This is a genomic window from Thalassospira sp. UBA848 (assembly GCF_002295455.1).
In the GTDB taxonomy this organism is placed as follows: Bacteria; Pseudomonadota; Alphaproteobacteria; order Rhodospirillales; family Thalassospiraceae; genus Thalassospira.
Genome location: NZ_DBGS01000133.1, coordinates 1 through 24,312 on the forward strand (window position 1 = coordinate 1; position 24,312 = coordinate 24,312).

General features: G+C 55.6%; 21 protein-coding genes and 2 tRNA genes. 9 read left to right on the forward strand and 14 right to left on the reverse strand.

What is annotated here, in order from left to right; translation table 11 throughout:
* The coding region (dctP, locus tag B2R48_RS18005; protein WP_297003213.1) for a TRAP transporter substrate-binding protein DctP at window positions 1–916 on the forward strand (916 nt) is incomplete at its 5' end.
* Window positions 917–1,106: 190 nt separating this feature from the next.
* The gene (locus B2R48_RS18010; protein ID WP_297003215.1) at window positions 1,107–1,529 is read left to right on the forward strand and encodes a hypothetical protein; all 423 of its coding nucleotides are present in this window, start codon (window positions 1,107–1,109) and stop codon (window positions 1,527–1,529) included.
* Between the two features lie 121 nt (window positions 1,530–1,650).
* Here B2R48_RS18010 and B2R48_RS18015 read toward each other — a convergent pair whose 3' ends face one another.
* From B2R48_RS18015 to B2R48_RS18050, 8 genes are all read right to left on the reverse strand, one after another.
* Window positions 1,651–3,051 carry an aspartate aminotransferase family protein gene (locus tag B2R48_RS18015; RefSeq protein ID WP_213474049.1) on the reverse strand — a complete coding sequence of 467 codons (1,401 nt, stop codon included), beginning with the start codon at window positions 3,049–3,051 and terminating at the stop codon, window positions 1,651–1,653.
* A gap of 41 nt (window positions 3,052–3,092) precedes the next feature.
* Window positions 3,093–4,580, reverse strand: a complete 1,488-nt coding sequence (locus tag B2R48_RS18020; RefSeq protein WP_213474048.1) for an NAD-dependent succinate-semialdehyde dehydrogenase — start codon at window positions 4,578–4,580, stop codon at window positions 3,093–3,095.
* A 192-nt stretch (window positions 4,581–4,772) separates the two neighbouring features.
* Window positions 4,773–5,018 carry a hypothetical protein gene (locus B2R48_RS18025; protein WP_062955770.1) on the reverse strand — a complete coding sequence of 82 codons (246 nt, stop codon included), beginning with the start codon at window positions 5,016–5,018 and terminating at the stop codon, window positions 4,773–4,775.
* A gap of 60 nt (window positions 5,019–5,078) precedes the next feature.
* Entirely contained in the window at window positions 5,079–8,315 is a 3,237-nt protein-coding gene (locus B2R48_RS18030; protein ID WP_297003219.1) for an ABC transporter transmembrane domain-containing protein, read from the reverse strand.
* Between the two features lie 109 nt (window positions 8,316–8,424).
* Entirely contained in the window at window positions 8,425–9,204 is a 780-nt protein-coding gene (locus tag B2R48_RS18035; RefSeq protein WP_297003221.1) for an MBL fold metallo-hydrolase, read from the reverse strand.
* Window positions 9,205–9,318: 114 nt separating this feature from the next.
* Window positions 9,319–10,155: an ion transporter gene (locus B2R48_RS18040; RefSeq protein ID WP_297003223.1), complete on the reverse strand. Its 837-nt coding sequence runs from the start codon at window positions 10,153–10,155 to the stop codon at window positions 9,319–9,321.
* 126 nt (window positions 10,156–10,281) lie between these two features.
* Window positions 10,282–11,238, reverse strand: a complete 957-nt coding sequence (locus tag B2R48_RS18045) for an acetyl-CoA carboxylase carboxyltransferase subunit alpha (RefSeq protein ID WP_062955767.1) — start codon at window positions 11,236–11,238, stop codon at window positions 10,282–10,284.
* Window positions 11,239–11,472: 234 nt separating this feature from the next.
* Window positions 11,473–11,841, reverse strand: a complete 369-nt coding sequence (locus B2R48_RS18050) for a winged helix-turn-helix transcriptional regulator (protein WP_297003227.1) — start codon at window positions 11,839–11,841, stop codon at window positions 11,473–11,475.
* A gap of 178 nt (window positions 11,842–12,019) precedes the next feature.
* Here B2R48_RS18050 and B2R48_RS18055 point away from each other — a divergent pair, with 178 nt between their 5' ends.
* The gene (locus B2R48_RS18055; RefSeq protein WP_297003229.1) at window positions 12,020–13,042 is read left to right on the forward strand and encodes a zinc-binding alcohol dehydrogenase family protein; all 1,023 of its coding nucleotides are present in this window, start codon (window positions 12,020–12,022) and stop codon (window positions 13,040–13,042) included.
* Window positions 13,043–13,133: 91 nt separating this feature from the next.
* Here the strand turns inward: B2R48_RS18055 and B2R48_RS18060 are convergent, their stop codons facing one another.
* Window positions 13,134–14,048 carry a LysR family transcriptional regulator gene (locus tag B2R48_RS18060; RefSeq protein ID WP_297003231.1) on the reverse strand — a complete coding sequence of 305 codons (915 nt, stop codon included), beginning with the start codon at window positions 14,046–14,048 and terminating at the stop codon, window positions 13,134–13,136.
* A 97-nt stretch (window positions 14,049–14,145) separates the two neighbouring features.
* Between B2R48_RS18060 and B2R48_RS18065 the strand changes: the two genes are divergently transcribed.
* Window positions 14,146–14,985, forward strand: a complete 840-nt coding sequence (locus tag B2R48_RS18065) for an NAD(P)H-dependent oxidoreductase (protein WP_297003232.1) — start codon at window positions 14,146–14,148, stop codon at window positions 14,983–14,985.
* Between the two features lie 57 nt (window positions 14,986–15,042).
* On the opposite strand, the gene B2R48_RS18070 is transcribed toward B2R48_RS18065, so the two are convergent.
* Window positions 15,043–16,029, reverse strand: a complete 987-nt coding sequence (locus tag B2R48_RS18070) for an HpcH/HpaI aldolase/citrate lyase family protein (RefSeq protein ID WP_167722529.1) — start codon at window positions 16,027–16,029, stop codon at window positions 15,043–15,045.
* A gap of 400 nt (window positions 16,030–16,429) precedes the next feature.
* On the opposite strand from B2R48_RS18070, the gene B2R48_RS18075 reads away from it, so the two are divergent.
* Window positions 16,430–17,590, forward strand: a complete 1,161-nt coding sequence (locus tag B2R48_RS18075) for a GGDEF domain-containing protein (protein WP_297003236.1) — start codon at window positions 16,430–16,432, stop codon at window positions 17,588–17,590.
* Window positions 17,591–17,596: 6 nt separating this feature from the next.
* Here the strand turns inward: B2R48_RS18075 and B2R48_RS18080 are convergent, their stop codons facing one another.
* Window positions 17,597–18,118: a glycine cleavage system protein R gene (locus B2R48_RS18080; protein ID WP_062955760.1), complete on the reverse strand. Its 522-nt coding sequence runs from the start codon at window positions 18,116–18,118 to the stop codon at window positions 17,597–17,599.
* Window positions 18,119–18,451: 333 nt separating this feature from the next.
* Here B2R48_RS18080 and B2R48_RS18085 point away from each other — a divergent pair, with 333 nt between their 5' ends.
* Both B2R48_RS18085 and B2R48_RS18090 read left to right on the forward strand, forming a co-directional pair.
* Complete coding sequence (locus B2R48_RS18085; RefSeq protein ID WP_414716201.1) at window positions 18,452–18,877, forward strand: fasciclin domain-containing protein; 426 nt, start codon at window positions 18,452–18,454, stop codon at window positions 18,875–18,877.
* 263 nt (window positions 18,878–19,140) lie between these two features.
* Window positions 19,141–21,225, forward strand: a complete 2,085-nt coding sequence (locus B2R48_RS18090; protein WP_297003240.1) for a methyl-accepting chemotaxis protein — start codon at window positions 19,141–19,143, stop codon at window positions 21,223–21,225.
* Between the two features lie 58 nt (window positions 21,226–21,283).
* Here the strand turns inward: B2R48_RS18090 and B2R48_RS18095 are convergent.
* Together B2R48_RS18095 and B2R48_RS18100 are read right to left on the reverse strand one after the other, a co-directional pair.
* A tRNA-Arg gene (locus B2R48_RS18095) sits at window positions 21,284–21,360 on the reverse strand.
* A 54-nt stretch (window positions 21,361–21,414) separates the two neighbouring features.
* Window positions 21,415–21,491: transfer RNA gene (locus B2R48_RS18100), tRNA-Arg, on the reverse strand.
* Window positions 21,492–21,828: 337 nt separating this feature from the next.
* Between B2R48_RS18100 and B2R48_RS18105 the strand changes: the two genes are divergently transcribed.
* Together B2R48_RS18105 and B2R48_RS18110 are read left to right on the forward strand one after the other, a co-directional pair.
* Window positions 21,829–22,950, forward strand: a complete 1,122-nt coding sequence (locus B2R48_RS18105; RefSeq protein WP_062955757.1) for a hypothetical protein — start codon at window positions 21,829–21,831, stop codon at window positions 22,948–22,950.
* A gap of 150 nt (window positions 22,951–23,100) precedes the next feature.
* Window positions 23,101–23,403: a DUF4169 family protein gene (locus tag B2R48_RS18110; RefSeq protein WP_297003241.1), complete on the forward strand. Its 303-nt coding sequence runs from the start codon at window positions 23,101–23,103 to the stop codon at window positions 23,401–23,403.
* 319 nt (window positions 23,404–23,722) lie between these two features.
* Here the strand turns inward: B2R48_RS18110 and B2R48_RS18115 are convergent, their stop codons facing one another.
* Complete coding sequence (locus B2R48_RS18115; RefSeq protein WP_249742089.1) at window positions 23,723–24,262, reverse strand: hypothetical protein; 540 nt, start codon at window positions 24,260–24,262, stop codon at window positions 23,723–23,725.
* Between the last annotated feature and the right edge of the window lie 50 nt (window positions 24,263–24,312).

Consider the following 24,312-nt stretch of genomic DNA (forward strand, 5'->3'; position numbering starts at 1 on the left):
AAGCCCGGGTGATGTTCAGGACCTGTATGCACAGGAATTCAAGCGCCTGGTCGAGGAAAAGACCGATGGCGACGTTAACGTGACCATCTACACCTATGGCCAGCTGGGCACCGAGAACGACATTACCGAGCTGACCGCAGCCGGTGCTGTCCAGTTCTCCAACGCGTCCCCTGGTCACCTTGGTACCTTTGTCCCGGAAATCCAGGTCTTTGGTGTTCCCTACCTGCTGTCGCAGGATAACGAGGTGAACAAGAAGGTCCTGTCATCCAGCCCGACCATTTACGAAGGCCTGTCCAAGGACTTCGAGTCCAAGGGCTTGAAGCTTTACACCATGTACCCGGAAGGCGAGATGGTCTGGACCACCAAGAAACCGGTCGAAGAGCCGGCTGATTTCGATGGTGTCAAGTTCCGCGTGATGACCTCGCCGATCCTGATCGAAACCTATAAGTCGTTTGGTTCCGATCCGGTTGCCCTTCCGTGGGGTGAAGTTTATTCCGGTCTTCAGACCAGCGTGATTGACGCGCAGGTTAACCCGATCTTCTTCGTTGAAAGCGCGAAATTCTACGAAGTGACCGACTATCTGATCTATGCCGGTCAGCAGCAGTACACCACCACAGTGGTATCCAATGCGGCGTTCTATGAAGGTCTGTCCGATGAACGCAAAGAGATGCTGGCTGAAGTGAAGGCCGAACTGGACGACTTCATCTATGACGCCCAGAAAAAGGCAAATGACGAGGCACTGGCCCGCATCAAGGAAGCCAAGCCGGAAATCGAAGTCATCCGCCTGAATGAAGAACAGCGCGAAGTCTTCAAGGAAGCTTCCAAAGGCATTGGCGCAAGCCTTGTCGAGGAAGTCGGTGGCGATACCGAAGAAGTTCTGAATTCGCTGCGTGAAGAGTTCGGCACTGAAATGTAATCAGTATTTCCCGACGTAACGGGATTTCACAAAACCCCCGCATGCGATGCTTGCGGGGGTTTTTGTTTGTTCGGAAATTAGGTGTCTCTGCATCCCGGTGATGCTCACAACATCAAGCCTCCCGCGTCTGATGCGTGCCCTGTCCGAGGATCGGACTGAGGTGATGAAACTGACGTGAAAGGATTTGGCTGTGAATATGTTCAACCTGCTTTTGGGTGTTCGCGACGTTCTCTTCCCGGCGATTATGTTTGGGTTGATGTTGCTTGGCTCGGTTGTGACCTCGCCAAAGGCTGAAGTTCGCAATCCCAATGGTGTACCGATATCTGAAACCGAACTGGCCGAGAAATCGCCGGACGCGGCAGCGGTTACCGTACAAGATGCGCTGAGCAATTCTGACAATGACGACATCGTTGCTGGGGTCAGCAACCCGGATTCTGCGCCGTATTTGAACCTGTCTGGTTCTGACAGCGCAGGTTCGATCTGGTGGCCGGCCAAAGGTGGTGGAAATGCCGAAATCAAACTTCAAATCCGCAATGCATCGGGCAGCGTGACGGGCAATTGTACGGTCTCGTCGAAAAAAGGCACCGGTGGCAAGTTTGAGACCACCTGCTGACCGGTGGGCCTTTTGCGTGCTCACATAAAAACAGGGGCCGGTCATGGGCCCGGCCCCTGCTGTAATCCGCCACGCCGGGAAGAAGGTTTGACGTGGCGGAAATTAGTGATGGTTAACCGGCTTATTTGCCAGCAGCAACTTCGTCAGCAACCGCATCAACAGCCTGCTTGGCGATGTCGATGACTTTGTCGACTTCGGCTTTGGTGATGCAAAGCGGCGGTGCAAAGCCAAGGATGTCCCCGTGCGGCATGGCACGTGCGATCATGCCACGTTCAAGGCAGGCAGCCGAAACGCGCGGACCGATTTTCGCATTCGGATCGAAGCGTTCCTTCTTGGTTTTGTCTGCGACAAACTCGAGCGCGGCCATCAGACCAACGCCACGGGCTTCGCCAACCAGCGGGTGGTTGTCAAAGGTTTCATGCATGCGCTGCTGGAAGTAGCCACCGGTTTCCGCCGAGTTGCCCGTCAGGTTTTCACCATCGACGATATCCAGGTTCGCGTTGGCCGCAGCCGCGCAGACCGGATGGGCGGAATAGGTCCAGCCATGGCCGATCGGACCCATCTGATCGGAACCCTGTTCAAGAACTTTCCAGACGCGTTCACCAATGATCACACCCGACAGCGGCAGGTAGCCCGATGAGACGCCCTTGGCAATCGTGATCAGGTCCGGCTTGATGCCATAGTGCAAGGAGCCGAAATAGGAGCCGGTACGGCCAAAGGCGGTCACGACTTCGTCGGCAACCAGCAGAACATCATACTTGTTCAGAACAGCCTGGATGGCTTCCCAATAGCCTTCCGGCGGGGTGATGATGCCGCCCGTGCCCATGACCGGCTCGCCGATGAAGGCCGCAACGGTTTCCGGACCTTCGCGCAGGATCATTTTTTCCAGATCATCGGCACAACGTTTGGCAAATTCTGCTTCGGTTTCGCCAGCCTCTGCATTCCAGTAATGGTGCGGGCAGGTGGTGTGCAGAATGGGCGCACGCGGAAGATCAAATGCATTGTGGAAGGCAGCAAGGCCGGTCAGGCTGCCGGTCATGATGCCCGAGCCATGATAGCCACGCCAACGCGAGATGATTTTCTTCTTTTGCGGCAGGCCGCGGATGTTGTTGTAGTACCAGATCAGCTTGATGTTGGTTTCGTTCGCATCCGAACCGGACATGCCGTAATAGACGCGCTGCATGCCTTCGGGCGCGCTTTTGATAATACGGTCCGACAGACGGATGACCGGCTCGTTCCCGTGTCCGACATAGGTGTGGTAATAGGCCAGTTCCTTTGCCTGCGCATAGATCGCATCGGCAATTTCGGTGCGGCCGTAACCAACGTTTACACAATACAGACCGGCGAACGCATCAAGGCTTTCGCGGCCTTCGGTGTCGTGGATATAGATGCCCTTGCCGCCATTGATGATGCGGTTGGGGGTTTCACCCGCTGCGTGCTGACGCATGTGGGTCGAGGGGTGCATGAAATGCGCCCGATCCATTTCCTGCAGATCAGCAGTGGTGTTTTTGATGACATTCATTTTACTTCTCCCATGTGAATGCGTTGATGCCCGTGCGCGCGTTACGATTTGTAGGCAGCGCAGACGTATTTCAGTTCGGTAAATTCTTCGAGGCCATGGCGCGAACCTTCGCGACCGAGGCCGGATTGCTTGACGCCGCCAAACGGAACCGGCGCGCCGGTGATCTTCACGCAGTTCAGCGCAACCATGCCGTATTCAAGTGCGTTCGAAACGCGTGCAGCGCGGTCGTGGTCACTGGTCATCAGATAGGCGGCAAGGCCATATTCGCTGTCATTGGCCTTGGCGATGACTTCTTCTTCGGTTTCAAACGCCATGACCGGAGCAACCGGGCCGAATGTTTCTTCGCGATAGATTTTCATCTCGTCGGTGACATCGGCAAGCAGTGTCGGGGCATAGAAAAGCCCGCCCATCTTCTTGCCACCTGTCAGGACGCGTGCGCCTTTGATGCGGGCGTCTGTGACGTGGTCTTCGCATTTGGCAACGGCGCGGTCATGCATCAGCGGACCGATTTCGACATATTCCTCGATGCCGTTACCGACCCGCAATTCTGCGATGGCCTTGGCATACTTATCAAGGAAGTCGTCATAGATGCCTTGCTGAACGAAGATACGGTTGGCCGCCAGGCAATCCTGACCACTGGTGGCGAATTTGGCATTCACCGCATGGGCAACGGCCTCGTCGAGATCGACGTCATCAAAGACGATGAACGGCGCATGACCACCCAGTTCCATCGACATTTTCTTGACTGTCTGTGCGCCCTGAGACAGCAGGAGACGGCCAACCTCGGTCGAGCCGGTAAAGGACAGCGCGCGAACATCGTGATGGCCGCAAAGCTCGCCCACGACCGGGTTCGGGTCACCGGTTACGATGTTAAACACGCCGGCCGGGATGCCAGCACGTTCGGCCAGTTCAGCCAGTGCGGTGGCCGAGAACGGTGTTTCGGTTGCCGGACGTACGATCATGGTGCAACCGGCTGCCAGGGCCGCGGCGGCCTTGCGCGTGATCATCGCGCAGGGGAAGTTCCACGGCGTGACTGCGGCGGTAACACCAATCGGTTCGCGTTTGATCGACATGTTGCGACCAGGCAGGTGGGATGTGACGTTTTCGACATTCACCCGTTTGGCTTCTTCGGCATAAAATTCGACAAAGCTCGCAGCGTAATCGATCTCGCCGCGTGCCTCGTTGATTGGCTTGCCCTGCTCAAGGGTCATCAGAAGGGCCAGATCTTCCTTGTTTTCAATCAGAAGATCATGCCAGCGCCGCAATGCAGAAGAACGTTCCTGTGGCAGAAGGGCTGCCCAGGCCGGGAAGGCTTCCTTGGCGCTTGCAATAGCCTTGCGGGTTTCCAAAACGCCCATGTTCGGAACCGTGCCGATGAAGCTGCCATCGAACGGGTTGGTGACTTCGATCACCTGAAGATTATCAGCCGAACACCAGCGGCCATCAATGTAGGCATGTTCGCGCAGCAAACGCAGATCGGAAAGCTGGCTGAGCGATACGCAGCGTTGTTCCTTTGATTGTGCCGTCATGGTTGGCCTCCTTCCGTTGGGGCGACTGTGGCTTGGCGCGGTTTGCGCGAAGCGTGTCATTGAACTGAAAGGAAGGTATCAACAGGCGGTCAGAGGAGGTGACCGAACTCCATGCCATTTAATGCGTTTTTTTTGGCACGAGGTGGCAAAATCGGAATGTTTTTTCTGCCAGAGGTCAAAAAGCGCAGAAAATCAATCTTCTGAGCGATCTATATATTTCCGCATTTCGCGCTTCTGGCGACGTTTTTCGATGACGGTGCGGATGATGATGACTGTGAAAAACAAGACCACCACACTGGTCGTCATCGGGAAGGCGACCGGGATGCCGATGACAAAGACAATCGCGCCCACGACACTTCCGCCGACAAGGGCGATGAAGCCACCCAGAATGACAATGGCAAGCAGTCCGGCAAGCAGGATAGAGGCGATCTTGTTCATGGGACGCAATTCATAAAAGTCGGTTCAAACAAGGCAGGAATGACAGGTCACGTTGCCCCGTCATTCCTTGTTGTTGCTGTTGTTGTTGCGGTTGGTCAGCTGTTTGGTGGTTTGATCAAGGCGTTCGGCCAGCACGCGGATCAACTGGTTGGAGACAGCCTGGTCCTGTCGGACGAGGCCAAGGAATTCGGCCTTGTCGAGTTTGAGAACCGTCATGTCCTCGACCGCACGGATCGTGGCAGAGCGCGGCGCGTCAACCAACAGGGCGATTTCACCAATGACTTCCTTGGGATGGACATCACGCAGTTTCAGGGTCTGGTGTTCATCGGTGGTCAACCAGATCTCACCACGCCCGGAAATGACGATAAAGGCTGCATCGCCCGGATCCCCCTGTTTGACGAGAACCTCGCCATGTTTGAAGGTCAGGCGCGGACTGGTAAAGGCCAGCAGCTTGACGACGCTGGGGTCGAGACCGGCAAAGAGCGGTATGGTGCGCAGCAACCTGACTTCCTGATCGATGTCGCCACTTGCCAGTGCCGCGGCATCGTCTTCGGCGTCTTCGGTGGTTGTTTCGGTGGCGTCCGCAATGTTTCGGCGTTTGACCAGTTTGCCGTTCGACATGTGCAGCAATGTGTCGAACTTTTCACCGGCGTGATCGTCATCATCAACCCAGATCAGACTGGTATGGTCGGTTTCGCCGGTAAGGTAGTTGATGATGCTTTCGCGGGTTTCGCGATCCAGGGCAGAAAGGCCTTCGTCGACGACCAGAAGATCCGGGTTCTTGATCAAGGCCCGGACAAGGGCGATTTTCTGACGCAATGTCTGGGACATGCGGCTGCCACCAACCCCGACCTGACTTTCAAGGCCGAGCGCAACCAGGCCTTCGTAAAGACCGCCTTCGTGGGCGATTTCAAACAGGACTTCGCCAACACGTTCTTCGGAATTTGCACGGCCATAGGCGAAGCGACCAAACAGCAAGTTATCAAGGATCGGTGCGGCTGATGCGTAGCCATCCGCCTCGAAGAAGTCGATATAGCCAGCCAGTTCGTCAGGCAGGTTGGCGCGGACTTTGGGCCGGGCCTGCAGGACAAGTTCACGGAAACCATCATCAATCACGCGCAGGCGGTGGCGGGCCGGGGTCAGATGCATGGCAACATCAAGAAGATGCAGCTGGTCTTCCTTGCGCATGTCATCAACAGCCACCCCATCGGTCCGGCGCAGGATGTTTTTGACTTCGGGAATTTCATCGGCCGAGACAAAGCTGTAACGGTCAAAGAACTCATGGCCGGGGGGCAGGCCGGTAAACAGTTCGATCATCAGATCAAGGGTTTCACGCCCCATCTTGACCATTTTGTCGTAAAGGCCGTTTTCGCGCAGGCTTTTCTGGATATAGGGATGCGACAGGAAGTCAAAGCGCTTGAACTCGGTGCGCGATGGCGTCCCGAACATGATGTTCACGCCAACGGGCGCGTTGTCATTGTACTTTTCAAAGTCATAGGGTTCGACAAGGTCGGACAATTGCCGTTCGGCCAAAATTTCCTTGAGCCGTGGCCGAACTGCCAGAACCGATTCGACCAGTTGCGGGCGTTCTTCCGGGGTGATCCGGCGGGAAAGACCGATGCGGTAGATGTCACGATCAAGACCGACAACCTCCAGCAGGCGCATCAGTTCCTTTTGCAGTTCGTCACGCGATGCAAAGCCCGGCCCAACATAATCAATCCACTCGGCAGACGGATCATAGGGGATGTTGCCCGACATCTTGATCTCGTCATACATCTCGCGGGTCAGTTTCCACGGCAGTTCGGCGGGATCGGAAAGTTCGATCACATCAACAAACTTGGGATCGGGGACGGATTTTTTCACATCAGGCGTCGCGTTGGTTGTGGCGACGGCATTTTCCTTTTTGGCATCTTTTGGGGCAGGGTTGTCGTTATCCTGTTGCAGCAGGACCGGACGATGTTTCAGGCCATAGAAAAGGTTGTCTGAAATGGTGCCATTAAACAGATAGGCATCCGCCCCGACATAGGCCAGCCGTTGTCCAACGATTGCCGCAGGCAGTTTTGTGGCATCGACATCGGCAAACTGGATGCGTCCGCCGCTGGGATCAAGGATACGCGCCAGAAGTCTTGCGAGTTGCGATTTGCCGCTGTCTGACGAGCCGATCAAAAGCGCCTTGCCCGGAAGCGGCATGTTAAAGGACACATTTTCAACCACCCGCGTTCCGTCATCATCGGTCCAGGACAGTGCGCTGACATCCAGCGGGCCGCCAAGCGGTTCGGATGTTTGGGCGTCAAGCTGATGTTCGGGACCCAAATCGTTGAGTTCGAACTGTTCGTGAAGCTGTTCGTATTTGATCCGTGCGTCGGCAAGGCGCTGGTAGTAAGCCAGAAGTTCCTTCCACGGCGCAGACATGTCCTTGTAGGCGGCAAGAGCTGCGACCAGTGCACCAAAGCTCAGATCACCGGTAATAACCAGATAGCCGCCGATGGAGTAGAAGAAGAACGGCGTGATCTGGGCGATGAAGTTGTTGAGGAACTTGATGAAGAACTTTCGGTAATAGATTTCCTTGCGGATCTCAAAAATTCGACCCAGACGCTGGGTGAAATGGGTGAGTTCAAAACCCTGTGTTTCGTTGGCGCGGATATCGGTCGCGCCGCCAACGGTCTCGCCGATATGTTCGGACATGCGGCGCACGTTCTGCACGCGCTGTTTGCCCAGCAGATTGACGCGTTTTTGCAGTTTCGGGATCAGGTAGCCCTGCAGCGGATAGAACGCGACTGCCGCCAACCCCATTAACGGGTCCTGAATAAAGATAAAGGCAGAAATCGTGATCAGGATGCCGCCCTGATAAAGCGGCAGAGAAATCGCCTCGCCAAAGAAACCGCCAAGCGGTTCGGCTTCGGCGGTGATCATGGAAACTATTTCGCCCTGACTGGTTTTGCGGAAATGCGGTACCGGAAACCGCAAGACACGATCAAACAACAGATAGCGCAGGCGCCGTAACAGCCGTTCGGCCATTACCCCGCGATAGACGTTGATGAAATACTTGAACCCGCCATTGACGAAGACAAGGGCCAGAAAAACCCCTGAAAGGGCGAACAGGTATTCGATCTGGGTCAGGTCAACGCCCATAAGGTGATAAGGCGCACCGGCACCGCCGATGGCTTCGTTGACAATCTGTTTGGGCAGATCGAGCGAGTAATACAGGAACGGGAAAGAGGCCAGCGTGATCACTGTCAGAATGATCTGCTGGAGGCGGCTATGACGCCATATATAGGCAAAAACCGATTTTGGCATTCGCACGTCCCGTTTTGTGAATCTGGAACATTTTTGTTCCGTTTGCTCGATTTATTGTTTGGGCAGGGGCAGGACCCCATCGTGTGCAGATTATGCGCCAGATGTCAGATCAACCAAGATCAAAACTTTGTTCCGGGTCAATGAATCCGCAAAAACCATCTGCCACCGCGTCAGGCTTGTCATACGCCTGATAGTGATACAGCCACATCTTTGCCTTCACGTCATCGGGCAGGGTTATCAGCTCGTCGTAATGGGCATGTACACCCGAATGGCGGGGGCCCAATTCACAATCCTGGAAGATGATATCGGCCTTTTTGTAAAACGCCATATGATCCTTGGGATTGAAAATCGCATCTGTCGTCAGGAAGAAAGACTTTTCTGTCCCTGTTCCGAACAGGGCAAAGGAATACATCGTGTTTTCGGGTGTTACGACATGCGGGGTGGGAATGACATCAAAATGCATGCCTTTCCAGTCAAAACCGTCTTTGGGCGTCAAAGGAACGACATCGAAATAGGAGGACAGTTTGCTGTTGCCATGGTCGCTGGTTTCCAGCCCGCCGCGCAGCGAATGTTCCCAAAGCGGATCAAGCAATTCCCTGGCTGCAAACAGTTGTGTTCGGTGACCGTCAAAGACGAAGTAATTGGCAAGGGCCATCCATTCCAGACCCCCGATATGATCGGAATGCAGATGGCTGATATAGACGCCATCAAAATCGTTTGGCATGAAACCAAGATTGCGCAGCGAATGGCGTGCATCTGAACCACAGTCAATCAACAGGCGCTGCGGCCGGTCTTCGCCAGACGGGGTCGTTTCCAGAACCATGTTGCTCTGAAAATTGTCGGCGGCCATACAAAAGGCCGAGCCTGTCCCCGCAAACGTAAGTTTCATTCCCCGATCTCCCGATATTTTGTCGAAAGATTAGACGAGGTTCGGGGCGTTTAACCACCCCCTTTTGCAAGGAAAGTTCCGATTTTTACCGGATGGCCCGTCCTGACCGTGTATTCAGGGCGTCTCGGACGACTGTTTTTCGTCTGACGAAGCATTTTGAATTTCGCGATTCTCGGCGCTGGTCAGTTTGCTCATTTCTGCGCGAAGAGTGCGGAGTTCGGTCATAATTTCCTGGTGATCCAGCTGGATTACATCGCGTGTCTGGGTTTCCTCGACATCGACATGCGTCGACATCGCATCAACCACAATTGCGATAAACAGGTTCAGTACCGCAAAGGTCGTTATCAGGATAAACGGCACGAAGAAAAGCCACGCTAGCGGATAAGACTCCATCACCGGCCGGACAATGCCCATCGACCAGCTTTCCAGCGTCATGATCTGGAACAGCGAATAAAGTGATTCGCCAATAGTGCCAAACCAGTCGGGGAAGCCTTCGCCGAACAGTTTGGTCGCCATCACGGCCGAGACGTAAAACACCAGTGACAGCAATGTCAGAACTGAAATCATCCCGGGGATGGCACGCATCAATGCCTCGACCACCTTGCGCATCGAGGGGACGGTGGAAATCAGGCGGAAGGCACGCAGGATACGCAGCGCACGCAGGACCGATACCCCCTGGCCCGCTGGCATCAGGGTGATGGCAACAATCGTGAAATCAAAGATGTTCCAGGCGCGTTTGAAAAATGCCAGCCGATAGACGGCAAGTTTCATCAGGAGCTCGATCACGAAGATCGCGACCGCCAGTTGGTCAAGGACGTGCAAGGTCGAGCCCATCGCGTTCATCACAGTCGGGGATGTTTCAAGCCCGAGTATGATGGCATTGATCGCGATGACGGCGGTGATGAAATTTTGAAAGCGACTGGATTCAACAATCCGGCGAAGAAAGTTCATGGTGCCTCCCGACAAGGTCGGAAAAGGGCGCTTCATTGTGCCGGATATAGCCGACGGAAAGACTGCGCCGGAAAATAACAACAGGGCGCAGATTCATTGACAATCATCTGCGCCCTGAATGGAAAATCAGTTCAGGCCCTTGCGGCCCATTTCAAGGAACTTGTCGCGACGGCGCGCCTTCAGCACGCCACCTTCGACGTCATCCATGCCTTCAAGCGCCTTGATGATCGCATTGCCAACCCGTTTGCAGGCTTCCTTGGCATCGCGCTGTGCGCCGCCAAGTGGCTCGGGCACGATTTCGTCAATGACGCCAAGCTGCAAAAGATCCTGTGCGGTAAGACGGAGCGCCTCGGCCGCAGTTTTGGCTTCGTCGCCGGAACGCCAAAGGATTGATGCGCAGCCTTCTGGCGAAATCACCGAATAGATCGAGTTTTCGAGCATCAGAACGTTGTTGGCAACGGCAAGTGCAATCGCACCGCCCGATCCGCCTTCACCGATGATCACGGATACCAGCGGCACCTTGATATCAAGGCAGGCTTCGATCGACCGCGCGATGGCTTCGGACTGGCCACGTGCCTCTGCGTCGGCACCCGGGAAGGCGCCGGCCGTATCAACAAGGGTCACAACCGGAATATTGAAACGTTCGGCCATGCGCATCAGGCGGATCGCCTTGCGATAGCCTTCCGGGCGGGCGGAACCGAAATTGTGTTTCACGCGGGTTTCGGTGTCGCGGCCTTTTTCATGACCAATGACCATCACCGTGCGGCCCTGCAAACGACCAAAACCACCGATGATTGCGGCGTCTTCGCCAAACTGGCGGTCGCCGGCAAGCGGGGTGAAATCGTCAAACAGGTTGGCGATATAGTCGGTGAAATGCGGACGATCCGGATGGCGCGCCACCTGGGTTTTCTGCCAGGGGGTCAGCTTGCCATAGGTGCCCTGCAAAAGCTTTGTCAGCTTTTCCTGCAGGCGGGAAACCTCGTCTGCGATGTTGACTTCGTCATTGCCCGTCAGGTGACGGAGCTCTTCGATCTTGCCTTCAAGTTCGGCGATCGGTTTTTCAAAATCGAGGAAGTTATGCATCAGTGCATCATATCCGACTGGGAAACAATGGGGCGGAACATAGTATATCGACCCGCTACGTCAAGGGTCGACCGATACGCAGCCCATATTTTCCGTTTATGTAAAATAACCAGCGTCGCATGCCATGTTTAATAACAACAGTTTGCACATTGACGCCCGTGCCGTCCAGTAACCAGATCACACCGGGCCAAAAGCCCCGGGGATCAAGGCGGGACGTGTTCATTCACAGCGTGTTCATGCGGGTTCAATGTCGGGCATCGGGTGTTTTGACATGGCATAATAAGGCACGTGGGTTTCGCCCCAATCCTTCAAGGCCAGAATAATGCCACGCAGTGTTTCACCCTTTTGGGTCAGACTGTATTCAACGCGCGGCGGGACTTCGGCGTAAACTTCACGATGCACAAGACCGTCGGCCTCAAGTTCGCGGAGCTGGCGGGTCAGCATGCGCTGGGTCACACCGGGCATCAAGCGGCGCAGCTCGTTAAAGCGTTTTTTGCCATCTAGCAGATGGAACATCACAACGCCTTTCCACTTTCCGCCAATCAGGTCAAGCGCACCTTCAACCGGGCAGCCGGGGCTTCTGTTGGGTGGGCAGATCGTCATTTCAACCTCCATGTCACCAAGGATTGGGGCAGGTAGTGCTTCTGCAAGCGTTGGAAATCCACAATAGTATACAAATTGACACTATATGCAAAAATTGTGCGTACTTATATTGGTGGTGATTATGCGTTAAAACTTGGCCATTCACAAATCAAACCTTTGACGAGAGGGAAGGCCAAAGATGAAAGCCATTGGAGTTTATAAATCCGCCCCGGTCGAAACCGACGGGCTGTTTACCCAGATCGAAACCGATGCCCCTGTTGCCGAAGGGCGCGATATCCTTGTTCGGGTAAAGGGTGTTGCGGTCAATCCGGTCGATTTCAAAGTCCGCAAGGGCAAGCAGGATGACGGTGCCTTCAAGGTGCTTGGCTGGGATGCGGCCGGTGTGGTCGAGGCTGTTGGCGAGGACGTCACGCTGTTTCGTCCGGGTGATGAAGTCTGGTATGCCGGGGATGTGACCCGGTCGGGTTCCAACGCCCAGCTGCAAGTTGTTGATGAACGCATTGTCGCGCCCAAGCCAAAGTCACTTGATTTTGCCGCTGCCGCAGCGTTGCCGCTGACGACGATTACGGCGTGGGAAGCGATGTTTGATCGTCTTTTGATTGATCGCACCGCAGTTGATTCCAACGCGGAAAAAACGATCCTGATCATTGGCGGGGCCGGTGGTGTTGGTTCCATCGCCATTCAGTTGGCCAAGCTTGCCGGTCTGAAAGTCATCACGACCGCATCCCGCCCGGAAACTGTTGCATGGGTGGAAAAGCTTGGCGCAGACCAGGTGATCAACCATCGCAATCCGCTGGATGAAGAACTGGCAGCCATTGATGTTGCCAATGTCGATTACATTTTCTGCACGTCGGAAACCGATCAGTACTTTGATGTGATGACCACCGTCATCGCGCCGCAAGGCCGGATCGTGACGATCACCGAGGCCAAGGAAAACCACAATGTGGATCTTTTGAAAGCCAAGTCTGCCAGCTTCTCTTACGAGTTCATGTTTACCCGTTCGATGTTCCAGACGGCGGACATGATTGAACAGCACAAGCTTCTGGCGGCGGTGGCTCAGTTGGTTGATGACGGAACCATCACCAATACCGCGAATGAGAGCTTTGGCGCGTTGTCACCGGAAAGCCTGCAGAAAGCGCATGCGTTGCTGGAAAGTGGCAAGGCTATTGGCAAGATCACCTTTGACGGTATTGCCGACTGATCACAGCGCCTGTTGATGACAGGCATCTGACTACCGGGCCGATCCGCGTGAATGTCGCGGGTCGGCCTTTTTTATTTGCGCGATATGCTGGTTAATCGGCGGACGCGTTTGCGATCAATGCGGAGATCCGATCCCGGAGCCAGCGATGCAGGGGATGGGTGGTGGTGCGGTCATGCCAGATCAGGGCCATGTCAAAACCCGTGACAGGCATCGGGGGATCGAACATCCGGATTTGTCCGGTGCGGCCCTGTGCAACCCGGCTGGGCACAAGGGCGATCATATCGCTGCGCGCGACGATTTCGGGGACGACAAGAAAACCCGGCGCAGACAGGGCAACATTGCGTTTGCGACCAAGTGCCGCCAGGGCATCATCCGCTGGCCCCTCAAAGCCGCCGCCTTCGGGGGATACAATCACATGGTCAAGCGCACAAAAGCTGTCGAGGTCAAGCGAACGGCCGATTGCCGGATGATCGCATCTGGCGATGGCGACATATTCCTCGCGATAGATTTTACGCATCCGAAGCGTTTCTGGCGCTGTTTCAGGGGTTGAAAGTGCCAAGCTGACATCGCCGCGCGCCATCTGGGTATCAAGCATGGACGTATCAATCGTGCGCCACGCGACCTTGATCCCCGGCGCATCACGCCGCAACACGTCAAGAAGCGGTATCAGGATCGCGTATTGCACATAATCACTGGCGGCAATGGCGATGGTGGCGGTGATTGTTGATGGATCAAACGGGCTGTTTTCGGCAACAACCCGGCGCACACCTTCCAGTGCGTTATGCAGCGGTTCCTGCAGTTCAAGTGCGCGTTCGGTCGGGATCATGCCGCGCTGTGCAGGCAACAATAGCGGATCGCCCAGCAAATCACGCAGGCGCGTCAGCCGTGTTGAAATCGCCGGCTGGCTGAGGTTCAGGCGCCTTGCCGCATGCGTGACATTGCGTTCGGCCAGCAGCGTGTCGAGTGTCACCAGCAGGTTCAGGTCAAGCTTGCTGATATCTGTCATATTTATACCAGATCAAAAATTATTGGATTTCAAGGATAGCAGAACATCAGGCCATGATCACGCATCGAACGTGATCCCCTTTGGAAAGGACGGCCCAATGTCGAATGTCTTGATTGTCCATGCCCATCCCGAACCCGCATCCCTGACCAGCGCATTAAAGGATGTTGCCGTTGAGAAACTGCGTGCTGACGGCCATGCCGTAAAGGTTTCTGATCTGTATGCCATGGGGTGGAAACCCCTTGCAGACGGGCAGGATTTTACTGACCGCAGTGACGCGGAACGGCTGATTTATATCGCCGAGTCAAAGAATGCCTATCGCAGTGGAAGCCAGTCACCAGACATTGCAGCCGAGCAGGACAAACTTCTGTGGGCGGATGCGGTTTTGTTCAGCTTTCCACTGTGGTGGTTTGGCATGCCCGCCATCCTGAAAGGCTGGTTTGATCGGGTGTTTGCCTATGGCTTTGCGTATGGAGTTGGCGAACATAACGAGAAACACTGGGGCGATCGCTATGGCGAGGGCACCCTTGCCGGGCGTCGCGCGATGTTGATTGTGCCGATTGGCGGACATTTGCCGCATTACAGTGACCGTGGCGTTAATGGCAGCATCGATGATGTGTTGTGGCCGATCCAGCACGGCGCGCTTTTCTATCCCGGTATGGATGTCATGCCGCCATTTCCCGTTTATAGCGCCGATCGCATGGATGAGGACGGGTGGACAGAAGTGAAGACCGCGTTCAAGGGGCGCCTTGCGCGTCTGTTTGTCGATGATCCGATCCCGTATCGCGCTCAGAATGGGGGGCACTATGATGGTAATCAGCGCCTGAAGCCGGAACTCGGTGGTGGTTCAGATGGCATCAGCATGCATCTGGTGCGTGAAGGCGATCCCCAGGAAATCCTTCGCGGGCAGGTCCGGCAAACAAGGCGGCTTGCGTCCTAGAAAAAAGGGCCGGAGAGTTCATCTCCGGCCCTTCTTAATTTTGTTGGCGTTCTATGCCTAACCCGCGTCGCGTGCGGCGATGGCTTCGGCCTGGCGGACCATGACTTCGGCCTGTTTGATGGATGCGATATCAATCAGACGACCATCAAGGGCCACGGCACCGGCCCCTTCGGCTTGGGCCTTTTCCATCGCTTCAAGGATGCGCTTGGCTTTGGTGACTTCTTCTTCGGAAGGCGAGTAAACCTCGTTCGACAGGGCGATCTGGCTTGGGTGAATGGCCCATTTGCCCTCGCAGCCCAGTACCATGGCGCGGGCCGCCTGTGCGCGATAGCCATCCGGATCGGAAAAATCACCAAATGGACCATCAATCGGACGCAGGCCATTGGCGCGCGCCGCAACCACCATGCGCGCAATGGCATAGTGCCACATGTCACCCCAGTGGTAATCGCGCGGATTGTCGCCATCCTTGTCGGTCAGGACGCCATAATGCGGGTTCGGGCCGCCAATGCCGGTTGTCATGGCCTTGGTCGAGGCGGCGTAATCGGCGACACCGAAATGCAGGCTTTCATTGCGCGGGGAGCCTGCGGCAATTTCATGGATGTTTTGCATGCCAAGGGCGGTTTCAATGATCAGCTCGAACCCGATGCGCTTTTTGCGGCCCTTGGCCGTTTCGATCTGGGTTGCCATCATATCAAGCGCATAGACGTCGGCAGCGGTTCCGACCTTGGGGATCATGATCAGGTCAAGCCGGTCACCGGCCTGTTCAAGAACATCGACGACGTCACGGTACATGTAATGGGTATCAAGACCGTTGATGCGCACCGACAGGACCTTGTCGCCCCAGTCGATATCGTTGATGGCCTCGATGATGTTTTTGCGCGCCTGTTCCTTGTCACTGGGCGCAACGGCGTCTTCCAGATCAAGGAAAATGGCATCGGCCTTGGATTTCGCGGCCTTTTCAAACAGTTCGATGCGACTGCCGGGAACGGCAAGCTCGGACCGGTTCAGACGTGCCGGGGCCGGGGTCGGTGTGGTGAAGCTCATGGTAACGTTTCTCCAGAACCTGTCATTTCAATCAGTGCGTCGCAGGCGATGGATCATCAATCGATCATCGCGCGAGGCATGTGGCGTATTCTTGCGTCCCGTTTTCGGGATCGTACCGTGGCCGCCGTGACAGTTATGTGGCCTGCGATCATTGTGCGTCGCAGTAATCCTGTGGGTAATCTATGGTGCGGATGCGAATTCTGGCAAGCCCAAATACGCTTATCCTTCTAGTGCTTTCGGCGCAGAGGACCCAGAGCAGGCTCTAGTTAAGAAAAACTCGAGATAAGCCGGATAAAGCAATAGCCCCTTAACACGACTGTCGTTAGATTACCGACGTTATCGGGTTTGCGGCCCGGTATGCGTCCCGGAGACCCTATCAGCAGGTAGTATCAAACGGCCCATGCGTCGCGTTTATTCCATCGTTGTTTCTGCCGGTCTGGCACCCGCGCTTATTCTGGGTGCGTGTCTGGTGCTGGCCGTTTCACCGACGCTGGTGCCTGCGGAACTTGCGGGTCTGGTACGATATGGCCCGTTCTTGCTGGCATTGCTGGGCGGGGTGATCGGGTGGTGGTTTAACCGCGGGCGTGCGGTTTTTGTCATGGCTTTGTTGCTGATTTGCTATTGGCTTCTGGTTGGCAATGGGGCGGGCATTTCGGCCGAGGGGCTGGCGTTTCTTCAGATCGCGACACTTTATCTGGTTCCGTTGAACCTTCTATTTCTGGGCTTTACTGCAGAACGGGGTGTTTTGAACCCGCGTGGTATTGCCCGAATGCTGATTCTGGGATTGCAGATCTTTGTCATGCTGATGCTGGCCGGGCAGCCCGATGTTGGTTCCGCCCTTTATCGCGTTCTTGAGACACGGTTCTTTGCCAGCACAGGTGTGCTTGGGGCGATGCCCCATCCGGCGATGATCATTTCAGCTATTGCGGTGGTCCTGCTTTTGATCCGCCACAAGCCGCTTGAAACCAGCTTTGCGGCGGCGATCATTGCGATTGATGTGGCAACCGTGATGGGGGCCGGTGTCATTCAATATGGATATCTTGCTGCGACTGGTGTGGTTCTGGCGGGGCTGGCGCAGGAAGCCTGGCGGATGGCATTCGTTGATGATCTGACCGGGTTGCCGGGGCGGCGTGCCCTTGGTCATGCGATGGCGGAACTTGGCAATCAATATGCGATCGCGATGCTTGATGTTGATCACTTCAAGAAGTTCAACGACACCTATGGTCATGATGTTGGAGATATCGTTTTAAAAAAGGTCGCGCGTGAGCTTGCGCGTGTCGGCGGGGGTGGCAAGGCATACCGTTATGGCGGCGAAGAATTTGCCGTGCTGTTTGCCGGGCGGACCGCAGAACGGGCCCAGGAGCCGCTTGATGCCCTGCGCCAACGCATTGCAGATAACAAGATCACCCCGCCCGAGAAATCCAAACCTGTATCCGTCACCATTTCGGTCGGTGTGTGCGAACGCGACGAAGACACCACCGACCCCTGGGCGGTGCTGAAAAGTGCCGACCAGAAACTTTATCGGGCGAAACAGTCGGGTCGAAACCGTGTTGTGATCTAGCGGGTCTCAGAGCTCGTCAAACTTGAAGACGAGGCGCATGGATCCCGCTGTATTGGCAAGCGTTGCCAGGCAGTTGGCAGACCGTTCAGGCGGAATGGCAACCGCAAAGCGCAGCGTGTAGATCCGTGCATCTTTTTCATCGGTTGCCGATGCGGCCAGACGCACGATGTTGGCGTTATATTCGATAAAGATTTCTGACAGGCGCGCAATCAGGCCCGGCTGGTCAATCCCCGAACATTCAATCAGATGGGTTGCGCCCGGTGCTGTGGTCAGTTCCGGTGCAGCGGCGATGGCTTCGACCGTGATATCGGCATTTTCCAGTGCCAGTTCCCGAAGGCCGGTTTCGCATTCAGCAATCGGGCAGTCTTCGGGGAGCTCGCAACTGGTTTCGAAGTGCGCCCGGTTGCCTTCAAGAGAAAAGGACGTCGGGCCAAGATTGGTCCCAATATCAAACAGCCGTCCGGTGATATCTGAAATCAAACCGACGCGGTCGTTGCAGGAAATGGTGATCCGGGTGTTGGCGTTCATGTGGTGCGCTCCGTTCTAGGAGGTTCTCCCGTTTGGGGCAGTGCCCTTGTTATCACGTGACCATAGCACCGGGCGATGCAAGGTACAGTGATTTTGTCGTGTGTTGGGCGCGCACGAAAGGGTCAGTACGTTGCCCAAAGGTGATTGGATGGGGTGTGTGTCATCACAATCATATGATTGAACTGGTGTGTGATGATGGGGCGTATGCCTTCCTGTGACAGCGAAAATTCGACGTTGGAAACAAACGTTGGTTAACAGGAGAACAGGACCATGTCTGCGATCAAAACATCTCTCATTGCCGTTGCTACCGCTGCCAGCCTTACCTTTGGTGCGATGTCTGCCAAGGCAGCTGACATCGTTGATACCGCCGTTGCCGCAGGTTCATTCAACACGCTTGTCACTGCTGTAAAGGCCGCAGGGCTTGTTGATACCTTGAAGGGTGACGGTCCGTTTACCGTATTTGCCCCGACCGACGAGGCGTTTGCAAAACTGCCTGCCGGAACTGTCGAAGACCTGCTGAAACCGGAAAACAAGGATCAGCTCGTATCTATCCTGACCTATCACGTTGTTCCGGGCAAAGTCATGTCGGGTGATATTGTCGGCAAGGAAATGATGGTCGCAAGCGTTCAGGGCGATAGCATCGATGTGGATGCCACGAATGGTGTCATGGTCGATGAAGCCAGCGTGGTGACTGCCGACATCGAAACCGACAACGGTGTTATTCACGTGATTGATACGGTGATCATGCCTGGCATGTAATGAACTCGGAATTTCGACCAGCGAAGCCCGGTGCATACACGCGCCGGGCTTTTTTCGTTTCCAAACCACGACCATCTGCATTGTGCTGTTCGTCCATCAGGAACGAAAACGGCTCCAAACATTTGAAATGGTTCAAATATTCAGGCACTCTAACTTCGGGTAACAGGCCGCTTGTCTTCTGCGGCGGCAATTCTGCCAGGTTAATCCGTTGGTTTGTCTGCCTTTGGAACGTGCTGTTCTGGTGCAGATGAGAAGGGGGACTGATGAACAATCTTGCACTTGGTGCAAAAATTGCGCTGTTTTCGGCGGTCGTTGTTGCGCTGGCACTGGTGATTGTGATCGCCCAATCGTCGAGCCGTGCATTTGATGCGGCGCGCAGTGGCGGTATTTCCCAGATGCGCAGCGAAATCCGAACCGCTGCCAATGATATGTCCGAGGTTGTTGAAACGGCCCTTACCGCGAGTTCCGGTTTCTCCGATATGACAGCCGCGGTTGCACGCAATGGCAAAACATCTGGCAGCAGTGACGGGCGCGAAGTGCTTAGCCAGGCCTTGCGGGAATCCCTTGTTGATCACGAAAGCTGGTTTGGTACCTGGACGCTGGCGCGCCCGAACGTTCTGGGCGGTTCTGATGCCGACTGGATCGGAAAATCTGGCGGTGATGCCGCAGGGATTTACACACCCTATTGGGTGCGTGATGGCAGCGATATCGTCATGGACACGGATGCTGACTACGACGCAACCGGCGATTTCGGCGAAGACTTTTATATGGTGTCTGAAACCACCAAGCTTCCAGCCGTACTTGAACCCTATGTCGAGACGCTGGCCGACGACAGCGAGGTCGTCATGACCTCTGCGACAGCGCCGGTCATTGTGGATGGCAAGGTGATTGCGGTTTCAGGTGTCGATCTTGAACTTGGCGCACTTCAAAGTCGCGTGGCAGAGGAAAAGCCGTTTGGCGTTGGCAAAGTATGGCTTGTGACCGATACCGGGTCCGTTGTTGCCCATCCGGATCCGGCTTTGCTTGCCGCAAGTCTGGAAGACACCGGCGTCACGGCTGAGCTGCTTGAACAAGCCCGCACGGAAGGTTTCGTGACGGCCGAACTTGACGGGGTGGAAAACTATGTCGTTGCATTGCCCGTGCAATTTGGCCGTGCCCCGCAGGTGTGGACGATTATCGGGGCAGTGCCAAGTGATGCGGTTCTGGCCAGTGCGAACAGTGCCGCCCGTGAAGCCATCATCATCGGTTTGATCGTTCTGGTTGCCGCGATTGCGGCTGCGCTGATGGTCGGCAAGCTTCAGGCGCGGCCGATCCTGAATTTGGCAGCCGTGATGGGCAAGATGGCCGACGGTGACCTTAAGGCGGAAATTCCCCATGTCGGGCAGGGCAATGAAATGGGCAAGATGGCCGCCGCCCTTGAAAACTTCCGCGACAAGGCCATCCGGGCAAAGGAACTTGAAGACGAGGCGGAAGAAGCCGAAAAACGTGCCGAACAAAACCGCAAGCAGGCCATGATCAAGGTTGCCGACGATTTTGAAGCCAGTTCCGGCCAGGCGGTGGCATCCGTCAGTTCGGCCGCTGCTGCGCTTGGCGAGATTACCGAGCGCATGGGGCATCTTGTCGAAACTGCACGTTCCCGGATGGCAGAAGCCACCGGCGGTGCAGATCAGGCCAGCGAGAATGTTCAGGTTGTGGCATCCGCCGCCGAAGAGTTGCTGGCCTCGATCGAGGAAATCGGTCAGCAGGTCTCGATGGCGGCCGATGTCGCCCGTGAGGCTGCGCAAGAAGCCGGAACAGCGACGGCCAATATCAGTGATCTTGATGGCAAGGCCCGCCAGATTGGCGAGGTTGTCACCATCATTCAGGATATTGCCGAGCAAACCAATCTTCTGGCGTTGAATGCGACCATTGAGGCCGCACGCGCCGGTGACGCGGGCAAGGGCTTTGCGGTTGTTGCAAACGAAGTCAAAAGCCTTGCAAACCAGACTTCCAAGGCCACGGATGAAATTTCCGATCAGATCAGCGTCATTCAGAGCTCTGTGACGGGTGCGGTGGAAACGATCACGCGCATTGATGAAGTTGTCGGACGTGTCGAGGGGATTTCAACGACGATTGCCTCGGCGGTCGAGGAGCAAAGCGCAGCAACACGCGAAATTGCCAATAGTGCAGGCAAGGCATCCGAGGGTGTTCAGACCTTTGCAAGCAGCATCGGGGATGTGGCGCAGTCGATTGAGGAAGTCGGAGGCGTTTCGCAGGATGTGCGCGGTTCGGCAACCAATCTGCAATCTGACAGCGGATCGCTTGAACAGTCGGTTTCGACGTTCCTGAATGCTGTGCGCAAGGGATAAGACGACAGATTGCCCCAAATGAAACAAAGGCCCGACGCGTTGACGTCGGGCCTTTGACTGGCGCGCCCGGAAGGATTCGAACCTCCGGCCTTCTGATTCGTAGTCAGATGCTCTATCCAGCTGAGCTACGGGCGCTTTTTAGCTTGTATAAAAGGCAAAGGCTCGACGCGCTAACGTCGAGCCTTTCAATGGCGCGCCCGGGAAGATTCGAACTCCCGGCCTTTTGATTCGTAGTCAAATGCTCTATCCAGCTGAGCTACGGGCGCTTTGCCTTGTTTTCCGGCGGTTCGCTTAGTGCTGCTCCCCGTCGGCGGAGCGGAACTTATGCAAACGAGGGTATCATTGCAAGTGGTAAATTTGAATTTTTGCCATTTTTTCGTAAGGCGCGGTTTGCCTGACTGCTACGGCCCTGTTTTGCCCGGCTTTGTCCAGTTTGCAGTGAATAAGGACAAGACTCGGCAAAAAAGGGGCAAATGCGTCTTGTTCCATAAGTGGTCGTAGACTAAGATGCATTCAATCCCGGGGGAGCAGGGGCTTGTTTCACCTAGATAAAAAAGCAGGCCCAGGGAGATTCGCATATTTCTACTTAGGTAATAGATCGAAATGGCCGTTCGTAAAACCTACCTCGCCGTAATCGGCACCGCCCTTATGCTGGGGGGATGTTCTTTTTCTTCTGAGGCCCTTTGGCCGACACTTGCCGGAGAAGAGGAAACGACGCAGGAAAACGTCGTTGCTTCGCAGCCGGCTGGCGCCGATGCCATCACCAATTATGATGTCGCTGCAAGCACAGAGCCGCTGACGGGTGTGTCTCAGACCGGAACCTTTGTCGGTTCCAAAGTCGAGAACATGCAGCAAGAGCTGAACCGTCTCAAATCTGCGTTGAACCAGCACAGCAACGAACTGCAGCAGCTGCGTGGACAGACCGTCGCGCACTCGCAGGCCTATCACGGCACGGTTGCCGCGATCAGTGCCCGTCTGCAGGTCGGCACCACGCCGGGTAACCCGGTTCTGGTGCAGCAGTGGAACACCGCACAGGGCGAGCTTGATCGTGTGAACGACGATATTGCCGCGCTGAACTCGCTGGCCAACAAGGTTGCTGCCGACAGCACGCTGTCGACCTTCCTGCTTGAGTCGGTTCGTTCGGCCTATCAGGTTTCCGGTGCTGTTGACGAAGATCACCGTCAACTGGCCCTGCTTGAAGACGAAACCAACCGCACGACAGTGCTGATTGACCGTCTTCTCAATGAAATCAGCGAAAGCCTTGCGCGTCAGACGTCTTATGTCAGCACCGAGCGTGCAAACCTCAATGCGCTGGCACTGGCCGTCAAGAATGGTGAGATCTTCGGGGACTCACTTTCCAAACGTGTCTTCCAGTCGCAGGCTGCACCGGCATCAAGCGGTCAGCGCATGGCAGCAGCACCAAGCGACCGTCCGCTTGTTGTCATTCGTTTCGATACGGCCAGCGTGAAATACGAACAGGCGCTTTACAACGCGGTTAACCGCGTTCTGGAACGTCGCCCGCAGGCAAGCTTTGACGTTGTTGCGGTAACGCCGAATCGTGGTACCCCGGCGCAGGTTGCGCTGAACGCCAACAAATCCAAGCGCAACGCGCAGGCAGTTCTTCGGTCGCTGACCGATATGGGCATGCCAAGTTCACGCGTGCGTGCTTCTGATGCCACAAGCGCATCTGTCTCGGCCAACGAGGTGCACGTCTTCGTGCGCTAAGTCCGGTCGGACATAAACGGATTTTAAGAACGGCTAGCGGGTGCTTCGGGATATCGAAGCACCCGTTTTTTATTTCGGTGGGCTTTTTTTGGGTGGGCGCTGGCCGGCTCTGTCAGCACCCGGCAGGCAGATAAACAGAAGTGATGTGATATGGGCGATCTCGTCAATCTGCGTCAGGTACGCAAACGAAAGCAACGCGATGACAAGGCACGCAAGGCCGATCAAAACCGTGCCTTGCATGGCCGAACGCGCGGCGAGCGCACACTTGACGATCATGAACGCAAGAATGCCGACAAACAGCTTGATGGTCACAAGCGTACGGATGTTGCAGATGACGACGCGCAGACTTCCAGCAAATCCAGCAAGTCCACCAAGGGCGAAAAAACACCGTCCAAGAGCGCGGGTGACAATGTGGTCCCGATTTTCGGCGCGGATGAGGCCTCGGACAGCTGACGTCCCGGTCGCTAAATAGTCATCCCTTTCAAAATGGTTCCGTCTAGATGCGACAGATGTCTGAGCGCATGACGAGGCGTCTGTGGTTCTGAAATTTCACAGTTTTGGGATCAGGGGGCAAAAAGCCGCTGCCGGTTCTGATGCGCAGTGACACTGGCTTGTTGCCATCGTCGCGGATCGAACGGGCAGGCTTTGGCCGTTGCGCAGGTTGGCACGGCAATACCGGCGATGCCGGGTCTTCAAATCACAGCACCCCACGATGACGTTTCAGGTGCCGGTCGCATGTCTTTGACCGTTGTGCCGAATGGCAGAACGGGGATCAGTTCACCAGCGTTTCCGCTTCGCGTTTGGCCTGATCAAGGGCCTCGTCCCAGCCCATCAACCAGTCTTCAAAGTCGCGGGAGTCGGACGGATAAGGGTTTTCGGTCAGGCGGTGAGCTTCGATACCGGCCGAGAAACCGGAACCATAGGCCGAGTTCGGCAGATGGCGTTCCTGCACTACAGGGGCATGGGTTTCATAAATGCTGTTGCGGAAAGCAGGAAGAGAGCACAGCACACCGTCATCAATGCCCATCGGGTATGCCATCATCATGGCGGTTCCAAGCGAGGTAATCGACAATTCGTCGCCAGCCGTCATGCGGATCAGTCCGGCCAGTTTGAGGTGGGCAATGGCATTATCAATACGGCGGTGCAGATCAGGATTATCTTCAATGGCAACCTGATTGCCGTAATCATCGGTACAGAAAAGGGACAAGACACGGCGCAGCAGCATGCTGCGATCAAGATTTGCCTCTGCGCTGCGCAGTACGGTCAGCATCAGGGCCGGGTCGCCAGGCGCGAAATCCATAGAACTGGACATTCATGGGCCTCCGTTCGGGTCTAAACGAATTCCCTCCCAAGTCGGCAGCG

Bases quoted from the DNA above. Each gene is read 5' to 3' on its own strand.
- B2R48_RS18015 (WP_213474049.1), bottom strand. From the start codon at position 3,051: ATGAATGTCATCAAAAACACCACTGCTGATCTGCAGGAAATGGATCGG.
- B2R48_RS18020 (WP_213474048.1), bottom strand. From the start codon at position 4,580: ATGACGGCACAATCAAAGGAACAACGCTGCGTATCGCTCAGCCAGCTT.
- B2R48_RS18025 (WP_062955770.1), bottom strand. From the start codon at position 5,018: ATGAACAAGATCGCCTCTATCCTGCTTGCCGGACTGCTTGCCATTGTC.
- B2R48_RS18030 (WP_297003219.1), bottom strand. From the start codon at position 8,315: ATGCCAAAATCGGTTTTTGCCTATATATGGCGTCATAGCCGCCTCCAG.
- B2R48_RS18035 (WP_297003221.1), bottom strand. From the start codon at position 9,204: ATGAAACTTACGTTTGCGGGGACAGGCTCGGCCTTTTGTATGGCCGCC.
- B2R48_RS18040 (WP_297003223.1), bottom strand. From the start codon at position 10,155: ATGAACTTTCTTCGCCGGATTGTTGAATCCAGTCGCTTTCAAAATTTC.
- B2R48_RS18045 (WP_062955767.1), bottom strand. From the start codon at position 11,238: ATGCATAACTTCCTCGATTTTGAAAAACCGATCGCCGAACTTGAAGGC.
- B2R48_RS18050 (WP_297003227.1), bottom strand. From the start codon at position 11,841: ATGACGATCTGCCCACCCAACAGAAGCCCCGGCTGCCCGGTTGAAGGT.
- B2R48_RS18055 (WP_297003229.1), top strand. From the start codon at position 12,020: ATGAAAGCCATTGGAGTTTATAAATCCGCCCCGGTCGAAACCGACGGG.
- B2R48_RS18060 (WP_297003231.1), bottom strand. From the start codon at position 14,048: ATGACAGATATCAGCAAGCTTGACCTGAACCTGCTGGTGACACTCGAC.
- B2R48_RS18065 (WP_297003232.1), top strand. From the start codon at position 14,146: ATGTCGAATGTCTTGATTGTCCATGCCCATCCCGAACCCGCATCCCTG.
- B2R48_RS18070 (WP_167722529.1), bottom strand. From the start codon at position 16,029: ATGAGCTTCACCACACCGACCCCGGCCCCGGCACGTCTGAACCGGTCC.
- B2R48_RS18075 (WP_297003236.1), top strand. From the start codon at position 16,430: ATGCGTCGCGTTTATTCCATCGTTGTTTCTGCCGGTCTGGCACCCGCG.
- B2R48_RS18080 (WP_062955760.1), bottom strand. From the start codon at position 18,118: ATGAACGCCAACACCCGGATCACCATTTCCTGCAACGACCGCGTCGGT.
- B2R48_RS18085 (WP_414716201.1), top strand. From the start codon at position 18,452: ATGTCTGCCAAGGCAGCTGACATCGTTGATACCGCCGTTGCCGCAGGT.
- B2R48_RS18090 (WP_297003240.1), top strand. From the start codon at position 19,141: ATGAACAATCTTGCACTTGGTGCAAAAATTGCGCTGTTTTCGGCGGTC.
- B2R48_RS18105 (WP_062955757.1), top strand. From the start codon at position 21,829: ATGGCCGTTCGTAAAACCTACCTCGCCGTAATCGGCACCGCCCTTATG.
- B2R48_RS18110 (WP_297003241.1), top strand. From the start codon at position 23,101: ATGGGCGATCTCGTCAATCTGCGTCAGGTACGCAAACGAAAGCAACGC.
- B2R48_RS18115 (WP_249742089.1), bottom strand. From the start codon at position 24,262: ATGTCCAGTTCTATGGATTTCGCGCCTGGCGACCCGGCCCTGATGCTG.